Origin of the sequence: Streptomyces albiaxialis, from assembly GCF_039530985.1 — a bacterium.
In the GTDB taxonomy this organism is placed as follows: domain Bacteria; phylum Actinomycetota; class Actinomycetes; order Streptomycetales; family Streptomycetaceae; genus Streptomyces; species Streptomyces albiaxialis.
Window position 1 is genome coordinate 321,983 of the sequence record NZ_BAAAPE010000009.1, and the last position, 18,673, is coordinate 340,655.

Here is an 18,673-nt window from a genome sequence, read left to right on the forward strand (position 1 = left end):
GTGAGCCCGGACGCACGGCACCGAACCGACGGCGAGGGGGCACGATGGCGACGCACACGGCCGAGGTCACGGCCGAGGGAGGCGGCGCCGCGCCGCGCCCCCGGCGTCCCGGACGGCTCGTCGTGGACTGGCTGACCACCACGGACCACAAGAAGATCGGCCATCTCTATCTCATCACCTCGTTCGTCTTCTTCCTGATCGGCGGGGTGCTGGCGCTGGGGATGCGCGCCGAGCTGGCGCGCCCGGGGCTGCAGCTCATGACGAACGAGCAGTTCAACCAGGCGTTCACGCTGCACGGCACGATCATGCTGCTGCTCTTCGCGACGCCGACGTTCGCGGGGTTCGCCAACGAGATCATGCCGTTGCAGATCGGTTCGCCCGACGTGGCGTTCCCGCGGCTGAACATGCTCTCGTACTGGCTGTTCCTCTTCGGCGGGCTCATCGTCGTCGGGAGCATGCTGACGCCGACGGGCCCGGCGTCCTTCGGCTGGTTCGCCTACGCGCCGCTGAACTCGGCGGTGCGCTCGCCCGGCATCGGCGCCGACATGTGGATCATGGGCCTGGCGCTCTCGGGCTTCGGGACGATCCTGGGCGCGGTGAACTTCCTGACGACGATCGTCGGGATGCGGGCGCCCGGCATGACGATGTTCCGGCTGCCGGTCTTCACCTGGAACACCCTCTTCACCTCGATCCTGATCCTGGTGGCGTTCCCGGTGCTGGCGGCCGCGCTGCTCTGTCTGGAGGCCGACCGGCGGTTCGGCTCGACGGTCTTCGCCGCGGAGAACGGGGGCGCGCTGCTGTGGCAGCACCTCTTCTGGTTCTTCGGGCATCCGGAGGTCTACATCATCGCGCTGCCGTTCTTCGGCATCGTCACGGAGATCATTCCGGTCTTCTCCCGGAAACCGATCTTCGGCTATGTGATGCTCGTCGGCGCCACGATGGCGATCACCGGCCTCTCGCTCGTGGTCTGGGCGCACCACATGTTCGCGACGGGCGCCGTGCTGCTGCCGTTCTTCGCTTTCATGTCGTTCCTGATCGCGGTGCCGACGGGCGTGAAGTTCTTCAACTGGATCGGCACGATGTGGCGGGGCTCGGTCTCGTTCGAGACGCCGATGCTGTGGTCCGTCGGCTTCCTGGTGAGCTTCCTCTTCGGCGGGCTCACCGGGGTGCTGCTGGCCTCGCCGCCGCTGGACTTCCACGTCACGGACTCGTACTTCGTGGTGGCGCACTTCCACTATGTCGTCTTCGGCACGGTCGTCTTCGCGACGTTCGCCGGATTCTACTACTGGTGGCCGAAGTTCACGGGCAAGATGCTCGACGAGCGGCTCGGGAAGATCCACTTCTGGACGCTCTTCGTGGGCTTCCACCTGACGTTCCTGGTGCAGCACTGGCTGGGCGTCGAGGGCATGCCCCGGCGGTACGCGGACTATCTCGACGCCGACGGCTTCACCGCGCTGAACACCCTCTCCTCCATCGGCGCCTTCCTGCTGGGCCTCTCCACGCTGCCGTTCCTCTACAACGTCTGGCGCACGCACAAATACGGGAAGCGGGTCGAGCTGGACGACCCGTGGGGCTACGGCCGTTCGCTGGAGTGGGCGACCTCCAGCCCGCCGCCCCGGCACAACTTCGTGACCCTGCCCCGCATCCGCTCCGAGTCCCCGGCCTTCGACCTGCACCACCCGGAGGTCACGGCGCTGGAGGCAGATCGAGAACGCGGGTCAGCCGGTCCCGCATCGCCCTGATCCGGTCCCGCAGCTCCTCCGGCTCGCGCACCTCGAAGTCGACGCCGAGCATGAGGAGGTAGACGACCATGCCCTCCAGCGAGGGCGCGCCCGCGTGCAGCAGGCAGGTCTCGTCGTCGACGGCCTCCAGGATGCCGGAGGAGAGCGAGACGTGCTCCGCGGCCCGCTCCATCGAGGTGTGCAGCAGCACCGTGGCCCGCTGCGGATAGGCGCGGAGGGCCACGCCCTCGGAGACCCACGCCGCCAGGTCCTCGGCGGGCGGCGTGCGCGGGGCGAAGCGCGGGCCGTGCGGCGGGGTGAGCGTGATGCGGTCGGCCCGGTACGTACGCCAGTCCTCGCGGTCCAGGTCCCAGCCGACCAGGTACCAGCGGCGGTGGGTGGTCACCAGCCGGTACGGCTCGACGGCACGCCGCGAGGGCGTCCCGTCGTGCGCGCGGTAGGTGAAGCGCAGCCGCTCGTGGTCGCGGCAGGCGTGCGCGAGGTCGGTGAGCAGCCCGGCCTCGACCGCGGGGCCCCAGTGCTCGCGCGTCATCGGCACCGTGAACTCGGTCAGCGCGCCGACCCGGCGGCGCAGCCGGTGCGGGAGCACCTGTTCGAGCTTGGCCAGGGCGCGCGCCGAGGACTCCTGGATGCCCTCGATGCCGCCGTTGGCCGAGCCGCGCAGGCCGACGGCGACCGCGACGGCCTCCTCGTCGTCCAGCAGCAGCGGCGGCAGCTCGGCACCCGCGCCCAACTGGTAACCGCCCGCCGTGCCGCTGGTGGAGTGCACGGGGTAGCCCAGCTCGCGCAGCCGGTCGACGTCGCGGCGCACGGTGCGCGGGCTGACGCGGAGCCGGTCGGCGAGATCGTTCCCCGACCACTCGCGGTGGGCTTGCAGCAGTGAGAGCAGGCGCAGCAGACGTGCCGAGGTCTCCAACATGCGGCAGAGTCTGGCACCCCTCGCGGACAGGTCACGTCCGCGATCCCCCGTTCCCCCGTTCCCCCGTTCCCCCTCGGTCCGGGCGGTCTCAGTACGGGTGGTCGACGCGGACGGCGAGGTCGTTGTTGAGCGTGTAGTACGGGGTGGCGGTCGCGGTCCTGCCCTCGGCCGGGGCGATCCCGGGGTCGAGGGGCTGCGCGGGATAGGTGAAGATCCGCTTCTTGTCGGGGACGTCGTCGAGGATCCGCGCGATCCGGACGGCCTCGGCGTCCTCCGCGGGCCGCAGCCACAGGTCCCACAGCGGATGCCCGGCCAGCCCGTGGTAGGGCAGCACGGCGGTGAACTCGGCTCCCTCGGCCGCCACCTCCGCCAGTACGGGCGCGGCTCCGCCGCCCCGCCGGGCACGGGCCTCCAGGCGGGCCGTCTCCGCCAGCTCCGCGCCGTAGAGCCGCCCGCACAGCACGAGTCCGCCGTCCATCACGCGCAGCGCCCCGGCCTCGGCGTGCGGCCAGCGCAGCCAGGAACGGACGCTGAGGTTCCCGTGCTTGGTGGCGTACGGGATGCGGACGCCGAGCCAGGTGCGGTCGGCGCGCGGGGTGCGGTCGACGAGCGAGCGCAGGTCGTTGACGCCGGGCACCAGGCGGCGCGGCTCCCCGCCGTCGAGCACCAGGAAGGCGTTCCAGCGGCCCTCCCCGAGCTGGACGGTGCTGGGCAGCGCGGCGCGCAGCGTGCCGGGGTCCTCCTCGACGGGGACGAGCGGCAGCCGCACCGTCTCGCTGACGCCCGACTTGCCGGGGCGGCTGCGCAGCAGCAACGCGGCGTCGGCGAGGTCGCCGGCCGGGCCCGGGGAGGCGGGCAGCCGCACGTCGAAGGTGAGCCCGCCCGCGATGTCGGCGGTGCAGTCGGCGCGGGGACCGCGCTGTGCGGGCTTCTTGGCGCGCCCGGCCGCGGCGCGCGGCTCGGCGTCCGTCGGCGCGGGGGCTCTGGCCCCGGCGGCCCGGGGCTCGGCGGCCCGGGGCTCGGGAGTCCGGGGCTCGGCGGCCCGGGGCTCGGGAGTCCGGGGCCCGGGGGCCCGCTCGGGAGTCCGGGCTTCGGTGGGCGGGGTCTCCGCTGTCGCGGACTCGGCTGCCGGGGGCTCCACGGCGGAGAATTCCATGGCTGAGGGCTCCGTGACGAGGGGTGTGGGTGGCGGGGTCGCGCGGCCCTTCGCGGTCGCCGCCATCGTGCTGCCGGTGCTGGTGGCGCTCACGCGCGTCCCCCCTGTAGTGCGGTGCGGTTGACGCCGTACAACGCGTCCTTGACCGCGTAGGCGCCGCCGAGGAGCGTGCCGCGCGTGCGGTGCAGGCCGCGGCTGCTCTTGGTCATGAGGTCCCGCATCAGCGCCTCGTAACGGGCGCCCACGCGGGCGGGGTCGAAGCGCTCGGAGTCGGCGAGCGCGGCCCGGCCCATGCGCTGGCGCAGCTCGTCGTCGTTGATGAGCTGGAGCAGCGCGTCGGCGACGGCGTCCTCGTCGCCCATGGGGACGAGCGTGCCGTCGACGCCGGAACGGATGATCTCGCCGGGGCCGTGCGGGCAGTCGGTGGCCACGACGGGCAGCCCGCAGCGCATGGCCTCCACGATGGTCATGCCGAACGACTCCAGGCTGGAGGTGACGGCCCCGATGGACCCCTTGGCCCACTCGGGCTCCAGCGGGTGCGCGGGGCCCATGAGATAGACGTGGTTGTAGAGGCCGAGGTCGTCGATGAGGGTGCGCAGGCCGTCGCGCTCCCGGCCGCCCCCGTAGATCCTCAGCTTCCAGTCGGGGCGGTCGACGACGACCTTGGAGAACGCCCGTATCAGCAGGTCGTACCGCTTGGCCGGGGCCAGGCGGCCCGCCGCCACGACCCACTTGCTGGTGCCGTCGGACGGGCTGATGCCGGGCGTCGGGACGCTGTTGGGCAGGGCCTCGATGCGGACGCCGGGGAGCCGGAGCTTGTTGCGGTAGTCGGCGGCGTCGGCCTCGGTGACGGTGGTCAGCGCGTCGAGCCGGGGGTAGACGCCGCGCAGCACGAGCTTGAGGCGGCGGGAGTGGGTGGCGAGCGTGAGGTGCTCCTGGCCGAGCCGCACCGGGCCGCGCCGGGTCTGCCGGGCCACGTGCACATTGAGCCCCGGCCTGGTACCGATGACGACGTCCGCCTCGGTGGTGCGCAGATGCTCCCCGATGAGCCGGTCGGTGAGCGCGCTGTACATGGGGTACTTCCCGTCCTCGGGCGGGAAGACCTCGGCCGGATGGGCGTGTTCGGCCCCGAGCCCGTCGCCGGCGCGTGCCGGTCTCCTGCGGGTGTCCACGAGCGAACGCAGCCGTACCCCGGGTCCCGGGTCGAAGACCGGGCGGTCGCGGTGCCGGAAGACCGAGACCACCTCGACGTCGTGATGCTCTGCCAGCGTGCGCGCCAGGTTGTAGGTGGTCCGGACGGTCCCCCCGATGGCGTACCCGTTGTGGAGCAAGAAAGAGATGTGCATTTTCTCCGAGTCCCACGGATCCTTGCGGACAGTCCCCCTCTGTCCGCCTGTCGCCTGCGTAGACCTTTTGGCCGTCGGCAGGGTTGGATGTCGCAGCCATCTTGTTTCACAAAAGTTCAAAAACGTACGCACATTGTGATCTCTCAAAGGGAACGTTTCCGATCACATGACCGTTCCCGATAGTCCCGAGCAGTTGGATGCGCTAGGGGCGGTAGCCGAGCTGGGGCACGGTGAAGCAGTTCCGGTCCATGTCGCCGCCCTGGCCGACCCATCCCTCCCTGTCCCGCCAGCGGGCCACGGAGAGACACGTACGTCGCGCTTCGGGCGGTTTCGACCGCTTCTCGAAGGATACGGGAAGCAACAGACCGCGTGCGGTATAGGGCTTGTCCCGCTCCATATACCGCTCGACGCACGCCCGCGTGAGCCGGTCGCCGCAGGAGCGCGCGGCGTCGCTGAACCACATCGCCGCCGCCCAGCCCTCCAACTGCCACTGCGAGAGCTGCTTCTTCCCCGCCTCCGTCCGCTTCATCGCGGCGCGGAAGGCGCGGACCTCGGGGTGCCGGGTGTCCGCGTAGTTGCGGCTGCTGCCCGTCGCCCAGAGCGCGTTGCGGCAGCGGGGCGAGTTCTTGTACTCGTCGGGGACCGCCGACGACCAGTTCTGCACGTTCGTGACCTTGGCGGTGAGCTTCACCTTCGCCTCGTCGATCGCCTCGCACAACTGGGCGTTGCCGTGCGTGTCCATCGCATCGAAGACCAGATCGACCTTCTGCGCCCGCAGATCGGCCGCGACCGCGCGGAAGTTCGGCAACGCGAAGTCGACCTGCTCGGTGACGACCTCGTACCCCTCCTTCTTCAGCCCCCGGCTCACCAGCCGCGCGTACGCCGCCGACGCCGACTGGTTGTACGAGACGACGGCCGCCCGGCGCGCGCCCTGCTCGCGCTTGAAGTAGCGGTAGACCTCGGTGCCGCCGTAGAGCCTGCCGTCCCAGCCGGGGTCGCCGCCGTCGCGCGGGGCGAGGCTGCCGTAGATCCCGTAGAGATGCGGATACGTGTCGTACGCGGGCCCGACCGGCTGGCCACCGATGTCCGGCACCCCCGCCTTCGCGACCTGCGGCGCCCCCGCGTAGTCCAGCGAGGCCCCCGCGACGAGCGCGAAGACCTTCTCCTTCCGGACCAGCCGCTGCACGCACTCGTTGCTGCCGACACCGCTGCCGCCGTCGTCGCAGGTGACGACCTCGACCTTACGGCCGCGCAGCCCGCCCCTCTCGTTCAGCCGGTCGAAGTAGGCGCGGGCCCCGTCGCGCGGCCCCGTGAAGGCCGAGCCGCCCACCGGGCTGGTCGCGCTGGTGATGATGCCGACCTTGACCGGCTCGGCCGTCCGCGGGCCCGGGTCCCGTCCGTCGCGCCGCTCGAAATCGCTCTCGGGCAGCCTGCTGCCGCACCCGGCGGCCAGCAGCACCGCCGCCACGACGGCGAGCGCGAGGGCGACGCGCCCGGCCCGCGCCCGGTCAGCAGCCCGGCGCCTTGGGGACATCGGTCCCGCTCATCTTCACCAGCGCGCAGAGCGTCTTGACGGAGACCTTCCAGGTGTCGTCCTGCTGGACGGCCGCGCCCTTGGCGTTGGGCAGCGCCGTGGCCTTCTTCAGCAGCAGCGTGTAGTCCACGTCGGCGTCGGAGGCGGACGTGAAGGTCACCTCGGTCACCTCGGCCTGGACCTGCTTGCCGCGCTCGTCGTTGTTGAAGGCCTCCAGGAGCAGCTTCATCTGCTCCCCGTTCTCCAGGTAGTCGGCCTTCTCCTCGTTGGAGACCTTGGGGTCGAAGAACTTCTCCCAGTTCTCCTTGACCTGCTTCTCCGCCTTCGCCGGGTCCTCCGGGGCCTCCGCCCCGGTGCCCTCGTCGTCGCCCCCGCCGCCCGTCTCCCCCTCGGAGGCGCTGCTCGACGCGGGCGGCGGCTTCGGCTCGGCCGCCCTGTCCTCGCTGTCGTCGCCGCACCCCGCCGTCCCGGCCCCCAGGACCAGGACCGCCGCCAGAACGGCGGCGCTTCCCCCTCGACCCATCTTCCTCACCGCCACGTGGAGTTGGTGTTCGTCCAGAAGTTGGTCTGCTCGGTCTGCCGTGCGCTTCCGCGGCCTTCTGCCGTCGGCTTCCTCACGGCATAGTGCCTTTCATCGTGTGCCAAGGACAGGCACAGGGGGTGGAATGCGGACGCTGATCTCACGCTGGGGCGGCTGGGGTTCCCTCGCCGCCGGGGCCGTGCTCTGCGCGATCGGCTGGTACGGCGTCTCCGGCGAGCGCTTCGCCGAGCGGCAGATCCCGTACCTGGCCTCGTGCACGATTCCCGGGGCCGCGCTGATCGTCGCGGGCGCGGTGCTGCTCGCCGCCTTCGGCGCCGACTGGCCCGTACGAGGCGGGGCGCCGCCTCCCGCCACGCCTCCCGCCACCCTGGCCGAAACCGCCCCCGTGCCGGAGGGTGCCGCGGACGTGGACCGGAGCGGTGTCCGTACGGGCGGCCCCCCGCTGGCCGTTCCCGGCGGCACGCTCGCGCACGACCCCGGCTGCCCCCTGGTCGACGGCAAGCCCGAGGCCACGCCCCTCGACGAGACGGCGCTGCGCGAACGGGACCTGAGCCCCTGCCCGATCTGCGAACCGGACCTGCCGGAGCCGCCGGAGCGGCCGGAGCCGTCGGATCCGTCGAACCTGCCGGAGCCGCCGGAGCGGCGGAGTTGAACTCCCTCACCTACGACCTGACGCTCGCCGGGCTCGCCGTCGGCAGCGCCGCCGCGCTCACCGGCATCGGCCTGATCGTCACCTATCGCGCGACGGGCGTCCTCAACCTCGCGCACGGCGCCCTCGCGATGGTCTGCGCGTACCTGCTGCGCCAGCTCACCGTCGAGTGGGGCTGGCCGCTCTGGCTCGCCGCCGCCGTCACCCTCCTCGTCGTCGCGCCCGCGCTCGGACTCGTCCTGGACCGCGCCGTCTTCCGACCGCTGGAGGGCGACACGGTGCCCGCGCTCGTCGCCTCGCTCGGCGTCTTCGTACTCCTCATCGGCCTCGCCACCCTGCTCTGGGGCACGGGCGCCCGCGCCGACGCGCCCGAACTGCTGCCCGAGGACCCGTGGATCCAGCTCGCCACGGCCGTCCTCCTCGCGCTCGGCGTCGCCGCCGTCACCCGCTGGACGCGGCTGGGCCGTGAACTGCGCGCCGTGGTCGACAACCGGAGCCTGGCCGTGCTCTCCGGGATCGACGCGGGCCGGGTCTCCGCCGCGGGCTGGGCCTTCGGCACGGTGACGGCCGGGCTCACGGGCGTACTCCTCGCGCCCCAACTGCGCCTGGACCCCTACGGGCTGCCGCTGCTCGTGATGGAGGTGATGGCGGTCGCCGTCGCGGCACGGATGCGGAGCCTGCCGCTCGCGGTCGGCGTGGCGCTCGCCGTCGCCGTCGCGCAGAGCCAGCTCACCCGCCTCCACCCCGAGGGCGCGGCCCAGCCGCTGGTCCAGGCGGTCGGCTCGAACCTCTTCGCGGTCGCCCTCCTGGTCGCTGCGCTCGGCCTGCCCGCGGTACGCGCTTCCGGCGAGGCGCCGGTCCCCGCGACCGCGCCGCGGGCGCGGCTGCGGCCGCGTGACGGTACGCCGGTACGCGATCCGCGCGGGGCCGCGCCGGGTGATGCCGGTGCGGGGCAGGCGGCAAGGGCCGTGCGGGGTGCGCCCGCTGTGCCGTTGCCGCTTGTCGCGGGCATCCTCTTCCTGCTTCCGCTCGGCTTCGCGGGGAGCGATCTGCACACCTCGATCCAGGTGCCGGCCCTCGCCGTCATCCTGCTCTCCCTCGTGGTCGTCACCGGGCGGGGCGGGCAGATCTCGCTCGGCCAGGCCGCGTACGCCGGGCTCGGCGCGCTCCTCACCGCGCAGTTCTCGCCGCACATGCCGAACCTGTCGGCGCTCCTGTGCGCCGTCCTGGTGATCGCGCCGCTGGGGCTGCTCACCGGCTGGCCCGCGATCCGCCGCCGCGGCCTCGCGCTCGCGCTGACGACGCTCGCGATCTCGCTGCTGGTGAGCCGCTTCGTCCTCGAACAGCCCTACGCCCTGGAGGGCCTCGTCCCCGACCGCCCCGCGGGCTTCTCCGGCGACCGCGCCTATTACGCCCTCGAACTCGCCCTCCTCGCCCTCGCCGCGCTGACCGTACGGGCGCTGCGGCGCGGGCGGTACGGGCGTGCGCTGGCCGCCATCCGCGACCACGAGCAGGGCGCGGCGGCGGCCGGGGTGCCGGTCCCGGCGCTCAAGCTGACCGCCTTCGTCACGGGCGCGGCGCTCGCCGCCCTCGGGGGCGGGATGCTGACGATGGGGGTCCGCGCGTTCGATCCCGGGGCCTTTGATCCCGTGCGGGGCCTGCTCTGGTTCGCGGCGATCGTCGTCCTCGGCTCGGACAGCGTCATCGCGGCGATGGCGGGGGCCGCGTTGCTGGTCGGGCTCGACGCCGGGACGCAGGGCGGTTGGGCCGCCGCCGTCATCGGCGTACTGGCCGTTGCCACGGGGCGTGTGCCGGTGCTCCGAAACGGCCTGCTCCCCGCACTCGGCCTCGGGGCCCACTCCCCCGCACCCTCTTTCCGGGCACGGATGCCAAGCGGGGGCAGCACCCTTGCGCCCGTTTCCTCTTCTCCGGTGCCGGGAAGGGGCGGCCACCTCGCGCGCGTCGCGGGCCGCGGGCGCACCGTGGCTGGGCGCGCAGGTCCCCGCGCCCCTGACGGGGCACGTCCGCTTCTCCCTGCTGTGCTTGGGAGGTCTGCGCTGGGGGTACCCCCTGCTCGAAGAGCTTGGGGGAGCAGGGCTGGCAAGCGCAGCCCCCATGCCGGGGACGCGCACCTCGCCGGGGACGTCCTGCACGTGCGGAACCTGACCGCCGGGTACGGCCGGCACACGGTCCTCCGGGACGTGTCCCTGGACGTCCCACAAGCCCAAGTCACCGCGCTCGTCGGGCCCAACGGGGCGGGCAAGAGCACGCTGTTCCACTGCCTCGCGGGCACCCTGCGGCCCCGCGCGGGGGCGGTGCGGCTCGGGGAGCGGGACATCACGCGCCTGCCCGCGCACGCCCGGACCCGCCTCGGCATCGCCCGTACGTTCCAGCAACTGGCCGTCTTCCCCTCCCTCACCGTCGCCGAGAACGTCCAGGTGGGCGCCGAGCAGACCGCCTCCGGCGCCGCGACAGGGCGCGCGCTGCGGCTCTTCCAGCTCGACCGGCTCGCCGACGCCCCCGCCGCCGGGCTCCCCACGGCCACGCTGCGCCGCCTCGAACTCGCCCGCGCGCTCGCCACGGAGCCGCACACCCTGCTGCTGGACGAGCCGACGGCGGGCCTGGACCCGGCGGAGACCGAGGCGCTCATCCGGGTGCTGCGGGCGCTGGCCGCCGACGGAATGGCGCTGCTCGTCATCGAGCACGACCGCGAACTCGTCGCCGAACTCGCCGACACCGTCCACACCCTGGAGCTGCCGTCATGACCGTCGAGCTGGCGCTGGAGCGCGCCCGGGTGCGGTACGGCCCCGTGGAGGCCCTGCACGGCGTCGGGCTCGCGGTGCCCTCGGCGCGCGTCACCGTGCTGCTGGGCCGCAACGGCGCGGGGCGTACGACGGCGCTGCGCGCCCTCGCCGGGACCGTGCCGCTCTCCTCCGGCCGGGTGGTGTGGGGTGGCGCGGACGTCACGCGCGTCCCCGCGCACGCGCGGGCCCGGCGCGGGATGGCCTTCGTGCCGGACAGCCGCGCGGTGTTCGGCTCGCTCACGGTGACGGAGAACCTGGAGCTGGCCGGTCCCCTGCCCGCCGCGCTCCCGTACGAGGCGCTGGGCCGCCTCCTGCCCCGTACGGCCGCCACGCTCTCCGGCGGGGAGCAGCGCATGCTGGCCGTGGCGCGGGCGCTGCTCTCCCCGGCGCGCGTCCTGCTGCTCGACGAGCCCACGCAGGGCATGTCCCCGGCGACGGCGGCCCGTACGTACGCGCTGCTGCGCGAGGCCGTGACGGACGGGGGCCGCACCGTGCTGCTGGCCGAGCAGCGGCTCACGGCGGAGCTGTGCGGGACGGCGGCGGTGGTCCACGAACTGCGGCGCGGCACCGTCGCGTTCTCCGGGGAGCCCCGGGAACGCGGGAGCCCCGCCGGGCCAGTCGGCCCGGCGGGGCGTTCAGCGTGACGCCGAGGGTCGGAGCCGCGTCACACGTACGGCCGTCACAGGACGGCCGTCACAGGTGCGACCGTCACAGGTGCGGCCGTCACACGTACGGCCGCGTCACACGTGCAGCCGCTGCCCGGGCAGGATGAAGTCCGGGTTGTTCCCGATCACACCCCTGTTGGCGCTGTAGACGGCGCTCCAGCTCTTCCCGTGCGCGGCCGCGATGGTGCCCAGGGTGTCTCCGGCCTTGACGGTGTAGTTGCCGGAGCCCGTGCCCGTACCGCCGCGCACCGCGCCCCTGTTGACGGGCGCCGCGGCGCGCTCCCGCGCCGTGGGCTGCGCCTTCGGCTTCGCGGCCTTCCTGGGCTGCGCCTGGGGCGCGGGGGCCTGCGGTGCCCGTCCCGAGGCGCCGGCCTTCGCCGAGCAGGTCGGCCACGCGCCCCAGCCCTGTGCTGCCTGGACCTTCCTGGCGACGGCGATCTGCGCGGACTTGCTGGCCCCGGCGGCGGTCGGCGCGTATGCCGTGCCGCCGTACGCGCGCCAGGTGCTGGCGGAGAACTGGAGTCCGCCGGAGTAGCCGTTGCCTGTGTTCGTGCTCCAGTTCCCACCGCTCTCGCACTGGGCGATGCGGTCCCACACTCCGTCGTTCGGCGCCGCCGAGGCCGAGGTGGCCGAGGCGGCGAGCAGCGCGAGCGGGGCGGCGATTCCGGCACCCGCGAGCACCGCGGCGTTACGACGTATGGACAAAGGAATCCCTCTCCACGTACCCGGGAGCCCCCGTACCTCCCCCGACGCGGAAGAGCGCGGTGCGCATCGGGCGCCCGCACTCCGCTCCGCTGTCCCGGGTGGTGCGCGTTGCACCGCCGTGGAATGTATGGACGCCCTCGCCCCGCTATCAACCATCTCCTTGTCTTTCCAGGCCAGTTGCCGGTTACTCGCTATAACAGCGGTTTCAGGACACCCACCAAAGGACGCTATATACGGAAGTAACCCCCGGCGAACGCGGCGATCTGTGACCCAGTTCACCGTTCGAACTTGCGTGCCCCTCGCAGGAATTGACGGGGAGTGACGGATTCCGCCGTCCTGGTCACGCCCGGTATCGAACAGACCGATTTCGCTGTACGAGTCGCGTGACCACGGCCACAGATCGCCCGTTGTCCACACGAACAGGAACCGAAAGCCAGGAGCCTCCGTGTCCCCCATGCTCGATGTCAGCGACGCAGTACGCGCCGAGATCGGCGAAGCCGAAGCCGAGCGGCTGCTCGCCGGAGAGAACGCCCCGGGCAGCTACGACTGCACCTCTTGCCGCGCCCCGGGCGACACCCACAAGGAGCGCACCAGCACCGTGCTCTTCGTCGGTGAGGAGACGGCCGTGCTGGCCTTCGCCCACGCGAACTGCATCCCCTCCCAGGTGGTCAGCCTCTCGGAGGAGCAGCTCAAGGGCGCCGTCCGCAACCTCGCCCCGGACGGACCCCCGCAGCAGGCGCAGCCCGCCCCCGCCCCGCAGACGCCCCGGCCCCCCGCACAGGCCACCTCGCCGGAGGCCTCGTCCCTCCCCAGGACCGACCAGCGCCAGGCCGTCCTGGGCGTCACCTGCGGCCAGGTGCTCATCGACGAGAACCTGCACCCGGCCATCGTCGTCGAGCCCACGGGCCCCATCGCCCGCCCGGGCTCGGACGGCCCCGGGGACGACTTCCTGCCGCTCCTCATCGAGCAGGGCTTCCTGCCGGTGACGGAGGTGGCACAGCCGCCCGCGCAGGTCCCCGGCTGGTCCGTGCTGCTCGCGATGGGCCAGCTCCACGCGATCCTCATGCCCCCGACGGGCACCGGGACGCAGCCGGTCGCGTGGTGGCAGGCGCACCAGCCGCTCGCCGTCACCGAGGGCTGGCGCACGGCGGCGACCAAGGGCCACAAGGTCCTCGTGTACGCGGCGCCCGCGGGCTCCATCGGCCAGCAGCCCCGCGAGGACCTGCTCCGCGAGGCGCTGGAGAAGGCCGCCGCCGGGGGCGTCCTGGTCGCCGCGGCGATGCCGCTCGCCGGGACGTGATGCCGGATCCGGACGCACGGAACGTACCGCCACAACCGTAAGACCACAGTGGCAATACGGACAGAACCTGTGCGATCAGGTCATTTGCCGCCCGGCCCCGCATCCGCCGGGCGGCACGTTCGTTGGCACAGGCGTGCAGCCATACGAACCGCCCCGAGCCCACGACCCGCACCTCAACCAGGGACAGATTCCCGGAATGCGCCCCCCGCACAGCATGTCGCCGGAGAGCTCCTCCACTCCGATCTACGACTCGCTGTACGCGGAGTACCGCAGGCTCTTCCGGGCCCTGCCGGGTGACCGGTCGGACGAGGAGGAGCTGCGGTTCGAGGGCTTCGGCACGCGCTACGGCACCGGAACCGGCTCCTGGCGCGTCACCGAGCCCGGCACCGGCTCCTGGTCGTCCCTCGCCTGGCAGGGCGACGGGCACGGCACGGGCCACTTCTCCGCCGCGCTCCCCCTGCCCCCGGCCCCGCGGGACGGTCACGCGTACGGGTGACCGCCTGCGGTGACCGCCTCGCAGGGGCGCGCTACTTCTTCTTGCCGCGCTTCTCCCGCACCCGGACCGAGATCTGGATCGGGGTCCCCTCGAAGCCGAACTCCTCGCGCAGCCGCCGCTCGACGAAGCGGCGGTAGCCCGCCTCCAGGAAGCCGGAGGCGAAGAGCACGAAGCGCGGCGGCTTCGTCCCCGCCTGGGTGCCGAAGAGGATGCGGGGCTGCTTGCCGCCGCGCACCGGGTGGGGGTGCGAGGCGACGATCTCGCCGAGGAACGCGTTGAGCTTCCCCGTCGGCACCCGCGTCCCCCAGCCCTCCAGGGCCGTCTCGATCGCCGGGACCAGCTTCTCCATGTGCCGCCCGGTGCGCGCCGAGACATTGACCCGGGGGGCCCACTGGACCTGCACGAGATCCCGCTCGATCTCCCGCTCCAGGTAGAAGCGGCGCTCCTCGTCGAGGGTGTCCCACTTGTTGTAGGCCAGGACGAGCGCCCGTCCGGCGTCCACCGCCATCGTGATGATGCGCAGGTCCTGGACGCTGATGGACTCGCTCACGTCGATCAGGACGACGGCGACCTCGGCCTTCTCCAGGGCGGCGGCCGTACGCAGCGAGGCGTAGTAGTCGGCGCCCTCCTGGAGGTGGACGCGGCGCCTGATGCCCGCCGTGTCCACGAACTTCCAGGTCTTGCCGCCGAGTTCGATCAGCTCGTCCACGGGGTCGCGGGTGGTGCCCGCCATCTCGTTGACGACGACGCGGTCCTCGCCCGCCACCTTGTTCAGCAGCGAGGACTTGCCGACGTTCGGGCGGCCGATGAGCGCGACCCGGCGCGGGCCGCCGGGGGCCGTGCCGAAGGTCTGCTCCGGCGCCTCGGGCAGGGCCTTGAGGACCTCGTCGAGCATGTCGCCCGTGCCACGCCCGTGCAGCGCCGAGACGGGGTGGGGCTCGCCCAGGCCGAGGGACCACAGGTAGGAGGCGTCGGCCTCGCCGGAGGGGCCGTCCACCTTGTTGGCGCACAGCACCACGGGCTTGCCCGCGCGGCGCAGCAGCTTGACGACGGCCTCGTCCGTGTCGGTGGCGCCGACGGTGGCGTCCACGACGAAGACGACCGCGTCGGCGGCCTCGACCGCGAACTCGGCCTGCGCGGCCACGGACGCGTCGATGCCGAGCACGTCCTGCTCCCAGCCGCCGGTGTCGACGACCTTGAAGCGGCGGCCCGCCCACTCGGCCTCGTAGGTGACCCGGTCGCGGGTGACGCCCGGCTTGTCCTCGACGACCGCCTCGCGGCGGCCGATGATCCGGTTCACCAGCGTCGACTTGCCGACATTGGGGCGGCCGACGACCGCGAGGACGGGGAGCGGCCCGTGCCCGGCCTCGCCGAGCGCGCCCTCCACCTCCTCCAGGTCGAAGCCTTCCTCGGCGGCGAGCTCCATGAACTCCGCGAACTCGGCGTCACCGAGCTCACCGTGCTCGTGCCCCTCGTCGCCGGAATGGTTCTGGTCGGTCATGGTGTCTCGTCCTCGTCGTTCTGTGTGCGCGAACGGCCGGTGAGCCGCCTGGCCTCCGCCAGGTGCCCGCTCAGCCGCCGCTGAAGCTGTACGGTCGCCTCGTCCAGCGCCCGTTTCGTACGGCGTCCGCTCCCGTCACCGACCGCGAACGGGTCGCCGAAGACCACGTCGACCCGGCCGCGCAGCGGGGGCAGCGCGCGTATCAGCCGCCCGCTCCGGTCCGCGCTGCCGAGCACCGCGACGGGCACCACGGGCGCCCCCGAGCGCAGCGCGAAGTACGCGAGCCCCGAGCGCAGCGCCGCGAACTCGCCCTCGCCGCGCGTGCCCTCGGGGAAGATGCCGAGGACGCCGCCGCGCTCCAGGACGCCCAGCGCGTTCCCGATCGCGGCGCGGTCGGCGGTCGAGCGGTCGACCTTGAGCTGCCCGATGCCCCGCAGGAACGGGTCGAGCGGGCCGATGAACGCCTCCTGCTTGATCAGGAAGTGCACGGGCCGGGGCGCGGTGCCCATCAGCATCGGCCCGTCGATGAGATGCGAGTGGTTGACCGCGAGGATGGCGGGGCCGCTGGGCGGCATCCGCCAGGCGCCGAGCACCCGGGGCTTCCAGAGCCCGTACATGAGCCCGATGCCGATCCGCCGCCCGACCGCGGCCCCCCGCGCCGGGGGGAGGGAGTCGGTGTCGGCCACCTAGACCTGCCCCGCCTTCTCCAGGCGCTCGGCCTTCCGCGCCGCCGCCTGCTCGACGAGGGTCACCACGCACTCGACGACCTGCTCCAGCGTCAGCTCGGTGGTGTCCACCTCCACCGCGTCGTCCGCCTTCTTCAGCGGCGAGGCCTTGCGGCTGGAGTCGGCCTTGTCGCGCTGCGCCAGGGCCTGCTGGGTGGCGGCCAGGTCGGCGACCGCCTTGCCGTCCTTGTCCTTCAGCTCGCCGCTGCGGCGCGCGGCACGGGCCTCGGCCGAGGCGGTGAGGAAGACCTTGAGGTCGGCGTCGGGCAGCACGGTCGTGCCGATGTCCCGGCCCTCGACCACGATGCCGCCCTCGGCGCCCGCGGCGATGGTGCGCTGCAGCTCGGTGATGCGGGACCGCACCTCGGGCACGGCGCTGACCGCGCTGACCGCGGAGGTGACCTCCTGGGTACGGATGGGGCCCGAGGCGTCGGCGCCGTCGGCGGAGATGGCCGGGGCCTCCGGGTCGGTGCCGGAGACGATGGCGGGCTTGCCCGACGCGGCGGCGATCTCGGACGCGTCGGAGACGTCGATGCCGTTGGTCAGCATCCACCAGGTCATCGCGCGGTACTGGGCGCCGGTGTCGAGGTAGCTCAGCCCGAGCTGGGCGGCGACGGCCTTGGACGTGCTGGACTTGCCCGTGCCGGAGGGGCCGTCGATGGCGACGATCACTGAAGACGCCAGGGTTGCAGACACGGTGAGTGACACCTTTCGTGATGCGCACGGGCCAGAGGGGTGGGCCGTGATGGCCCCGCCCAAGGCTACCGGCTACCGCGCCGGGGCCCGCCCGGCCCTGTGCCATGCGGGCTGCGGCTTCGATCCGAAGCGCGCCCCGCAGGGGCGCTTCAGGGGCGCGGGGAACTGCGCGAGCGACCACGGCGAAGCCCGCGGACCGCGGATCACCGACCGGGGCAGCCCCTGCCCAGCGGCTCCGGGACCGGGCTACGGCTACGGCTACGGCTGACGGATCGACCAGCCCCGGTCCCGCAACGAGGACTGGAGCGGCCGTACGGCACGGGGCTCGACCATGAGCTGGACGTAGCCCGCCTGCTGACCGGTGGCGTGCTCGATGCGCACGTCCTCGATGTTGACCCCGGCGGCGCCGGCGTCCGCGAAGATCCGGGCCAGCTCGCCCGGGCGGTCGCTGATGAGGACCACGACCTCCTCGTAGACGGTCGGGGCCTGGCCGTGCTTGCCGGGGACGCGGGCGCGGCCCGCGTTGCCGCGCCGCAGCAGGTTCTCGACGCCGCGGGTGCCGCCGTCGCGCTTGTCCTCGTCGGCGGACTCCAGCGCGCGCAGCGCCCGTACCGTCTCGTCCAGGTCGGCGGAGACCTCCGCGAGGATGTCGGCGACGGGGCCCGGGTTCGCGGAGAGGATGTCCACCCACATCGCCGGGTCGGAGCCCGCGACGCGGGTCACGTCGCGGATGCCCTGCCCGCACAGCCGTACGGCCGTCTCGGCGGCGGACTCCAGGCGGGCGGCGACCAGGCTGGAGAGGAGCTGCGGGGTGTGCGAGACGAGGGCCACGGCCCTGTCGTGCGCGTCCGCGTCCATCACGACCGGGACCGCGCCGCAGAGCGCGATCAGCTCCAGCGCGAGGTTCAGCACCTCGGTGTCGGTGTCCTGGGTGGGCGTGAGCACCCACGGCCGGCCCTCGAAGAGGTCGGCGGTGGCGGCGAGCGGCCCGGACTGCTCGCGTCCGGACATGGGGTGACTGCCCAGGTACGTGGTGAGGTCGCCGCCCTGCTCCGCCACCTCCCGGCGCGGGCCGCCCTTCACGCTGCCCACGTCGATCACCCCGCGCGCGAGTCCGCGCCGCTGGACCTCGGCGACGGTGGCGGCGATGTGCGCGGGCGGCACGGCGACGATCGCGAGATCGACGGGCCCCTCGGGCTCCTCCTCCGTGCCCGCGCCCAGCGACGAGGCCGTACGGACGCGCTCCTGGTCGCGGTCGCTCAGGTGCACGCGCACGCCGCGCGCGGTCAGCGCGAGCGCCGCCGAGGTGCCGATGAGGCCCGTGCCGAGCACGAGGGAGGTTCGCATGCCGTACAGCCTAATTCGGCGCCCGCGCGGCTGTCCGCGCCGCCCGGGGGGCGAGACGGTACAAGGGAGGCATGATCTTCCACGTGGTCCCGCTCGACGACTGGCTGCTCGCCCCGGACCGCCCCTACGCGCCCCGGGTCCTCGTCAACGGCGGCTTCATCCCGTGCACGGCCGACGAGAACGAGGCGCTGGCCGTGGCCGACGCCCGCTTCCGTGAGGCCGTCGGTCCGCTGATGGTGCTGATGATCGACGAGCGCAAGCTGGACGCCCGCGTGCGCTGGGAGCCGGCCCCGCAGATCTACGGCCGGATCAACCGCTCGGCCGTGGCCGGGATGCTGGAGATCGAGCGCGACACGGAGGGCCGGGCGCTGGCCCTGGCGGTCTGGTCCTGACCGTCCGGTCCTGACGGGCCGGTCCTGACGGGCCGCCGGTACGCCCGTACCCCGCCGGTGCGGAGCCCGTCCCGGCCGCCGTACGCGACGGCGCGGTACCGGGTCCGGTCCTCGTCGCCCTTCCTCGCGTGGAAGCAGCACCCGTGGGCCCGGGG

Annotated in this window: 17 protein-coding genes; 7 read left to right on the forward strand and 10 right to left on the reverse strand. The window is 73.3% G+C overall.

Features of this window, described 5'->3' with window-relative positions; translation table 11 throughout:
- The first annotated feature begins 44 nt into the window (after positions 1-44).
- Positions 45-1,742: an aa3-type cytochrome oxidase subunit I gene (gene ctaD, locus ABD343_RS19535; RefSeq protein ID WP_344529877.1), complete on the forward strand. Its 1,698-nt coding sequence runs from the start codon at positions 45-47 to the stop codon at positions 1,740-1,742.
- Here ctaD and ABD343_RS19540 read toward each other — a convergent pair.
- The 5 genes from ABD343_RS19540 to ABD343_RS19560 form a co-directional block, all read right to left on the reverse strand.
- On the reverse strand, positions 1,687-2,661 hold the full coding sequence (locus ABD343_RS19540; RefSeq protein ID WP_344529879.1) for a helix-turn-helix transcriptional regulator: 975 nt from the start codon (positions 2,659-2,661) through the stop codon (positions 1,687-1,689). The two genes, ctaD and ABD343_RS19540, sit on opposite strands and share 56 nt — an antisense overlap.
- Positions 2,662-2,749: 88 nt before the next feature.
- A complete protein-coding gene (locus ABD343_RS19545) occupies positions 2,750-3,910 on the reverse strand; it encodes a hypothetical protein (RefSeq protein WP_344529881.1) in 1,161 nt (386 codons plus the stop codon).
- Positions 3,907-5,163 (reverse strand): glycosyltransferase family 4 protein, encoded by a 1,257-nt coding sequence (locus ABD343_RS19550; protein WP_344529883.1) that lies wholly within the window; start codon positions 5,161-5,163, stop codon positions 3,907-3,909. Before ABD343_RS19550 ends, ABD343_RS19545 begins: the two co-directional genes overlap by 4 nt.
- A 202-nt stretch (positions 5,164-5,365) precedes the next feature.
- Positions 5,366-6,697 carry an ABC transporter substrate-binding protein gene (locus tag ABD343_RS19555; RefSeq protein WP_344529885.1) on the reverse strand — a complete coding sequence of 444 codons (1,332 nt, stop codon included), beginning with the start codon at positions 6,695-6,697 and terminating at the stop codon, positions 5,366-5,368.
- Complete coding sequence (locus ABD343_RS19560) at positions 6,672-7,220, reverse strand: MTB12 C-terminal domain-containing protein (RefSeq protein WP_344529887.1); 549 nt, start codon at positions 7,218-7,220, stop codon at positions 6,672-6,674. The genes ABD343_RS19555 and ABD343_RS19560 overlap by 26 nt, the downstream gene beginning before the upstream one ends.
- Positions 7,221-7,362: 142 nt before the next feature.
- Between ABD343_RS19560 and ABD343_RS19565 the strand changes: the two genes are divergently transcribed.
- The 3 genes from ABD343_RS19565 to ABD343_RS19575 are packed head-to-tail and all read left to right on the forward strand — an operon-like array spanning position 7,363 to position 11,335.
- Entirely contained in the window at positions 7,363-7,890 is a 528-nt protein-coding gene (locus ABD343_RS19565; RefSeq protein WP_344529889.1) for a hypothetical protein, read from the forward strand.
- Positions 7,887-10,652, forward strand: coding sequence for an ABC transporter permease subunit (locus ABD343_RS19570; protein ID WP_344529891.1), 2,766 nt, complete (start codon positions 7,887-7,889; stop codon positions 10,650-10,652). The genes ABD343_RS19565 and ABD343_RS19570 overlap by 4 nt, the downstream gene beginning before the upstream one ends.
- A complete protein-coding gene (locus ABD343_RS19575; protein ID WP_344529893.1) occupies positions 10,649-11,335 on the forward strand; it encodes an ABC transporter ATP-binding protein in 687 nt (228 codons plus the stop codon). The genes ABD343_RS19570 and ABD343_RS19575 overlap by 4 nt, the downstream gene beginning before the upstream one ends.
- A 96-nt stretch (positions 11,336-11,431) precedes the next feature.
- Here the strand turns inward: ABD343_RS19575 and ABD343_RS19580 are convergent, their stop codons facing one another.
- Positions 11,432-12,061, reverse strand: coding sequence for a LysM peptidoglycan-binding domain-containing protein (locus ABD343_RS19580; protein WP_344529895.1), 630 nt, complete (start codon positions 12,059-12,061; stop codon positions 11,432-11,434).
- A 454-nt stretch (positions 12,062-12,515) separates the two neighbouring features.
- Between ABD343_RS19580 and ABD343_RS19585 the strand changes: the two genes are divergently transcribed.
- Positions 12,516-13,361: a hypothetical protein gene (locus ABD343_RS19585; protein WP_344529989.1), complete on the forward strand. Its 846-nt coding sequence runs from the start codon at positions 12,516-12,518 to the stop codon at positions 13,359-13,361.
- A gap of 196 nt (positions 13,362-13,557) precedes the next feature.
- On the forward strand, positions 13,558-13,857 hold the full coding sequence (locus ABD343_RS19590) for a hypothetical protein (RefSeq protein WP_344529897.1): 300 nt from the start codon (positions 13,558-13,560) through the stop codon (positions 13,855-13,857).
- Positions 13,858-13,888: 31 nt separating this feature from the next.
- On the opposite strand, the gene der is transcribed toward ABD343_RS19590, so the two are convergent.
- The 4 genes from der to ABD343_RS19610 all read right to left on the reverse strand — a co-directional run bounded on the left by der (position 13,889) and on the right by ABD343_RS19610 (position 18,126).
- A complete protein-coding gene (der, locus tag ABD343_RS19595) occupies positions 13,889-15,358 on the reverse strand; it encodes a ribosome biogenesis GTPase Der (protein ID WP_344529899.1) in 1,470 nt (489 codons plus the stop codon).
- Positions 15,355-15,975, reverse strand: a complete 621-nt coding sequence (locus ABD343_RS19600; protein ID WP_425578226.1) for a lysophospholipid acyltransferase family protein — start codon at positions 15,973-15,975, stop codon at positions 15,355-15,357. Before ABD343_RS19600 ends, der begins: the two co-directional genes overlap by 4 nt.
- Before the next feature lie 69 nt (positions 15,976-16,044).
- Complete coding sequence (cmk, locus tag ABD343_RS19605) at positions 16,045-16,779, reverse strand: (d)CMP kinase (protein WP_344529903.1); 735 nt, start codon at positions 16,777-16,779, stop codon at positions 16,045-16,047.
- A gap of 258 nt (positions 16,780-17,037) precedes the next feature.
- The gene (locus tag ABD343_RS19610) at positions 17,038-18,126 is read right to left on the reverse strand and encodes a prephenate dehydrogenase (RefSeq protein ID WP_344529905.1); all 1,089 of its coding nucleotides are present in this window, start codon (positions 18,124-18,126) and stop codon (positions 17,038-17,040) included.
- Between the two features lie 71 nt (positions 18,127-18,197).
- Here ABD343_RS19610 and ABD343_RS19615 point away from each other — a divergent pair, with 71 nt between their 5' ends.
- Positions 18,198-18,518, forward strand: a complete 321-nt coding sequence (locus ABD343_RS19615) for a DUF952 domain-containing protein (protein ID WP_344529907.1) — start codon at positions 18,198-18,200, stop codon at positions 18,516-18,518.
- Positions 18,519-18,673 lie beyond the last annotated feature (155 nt).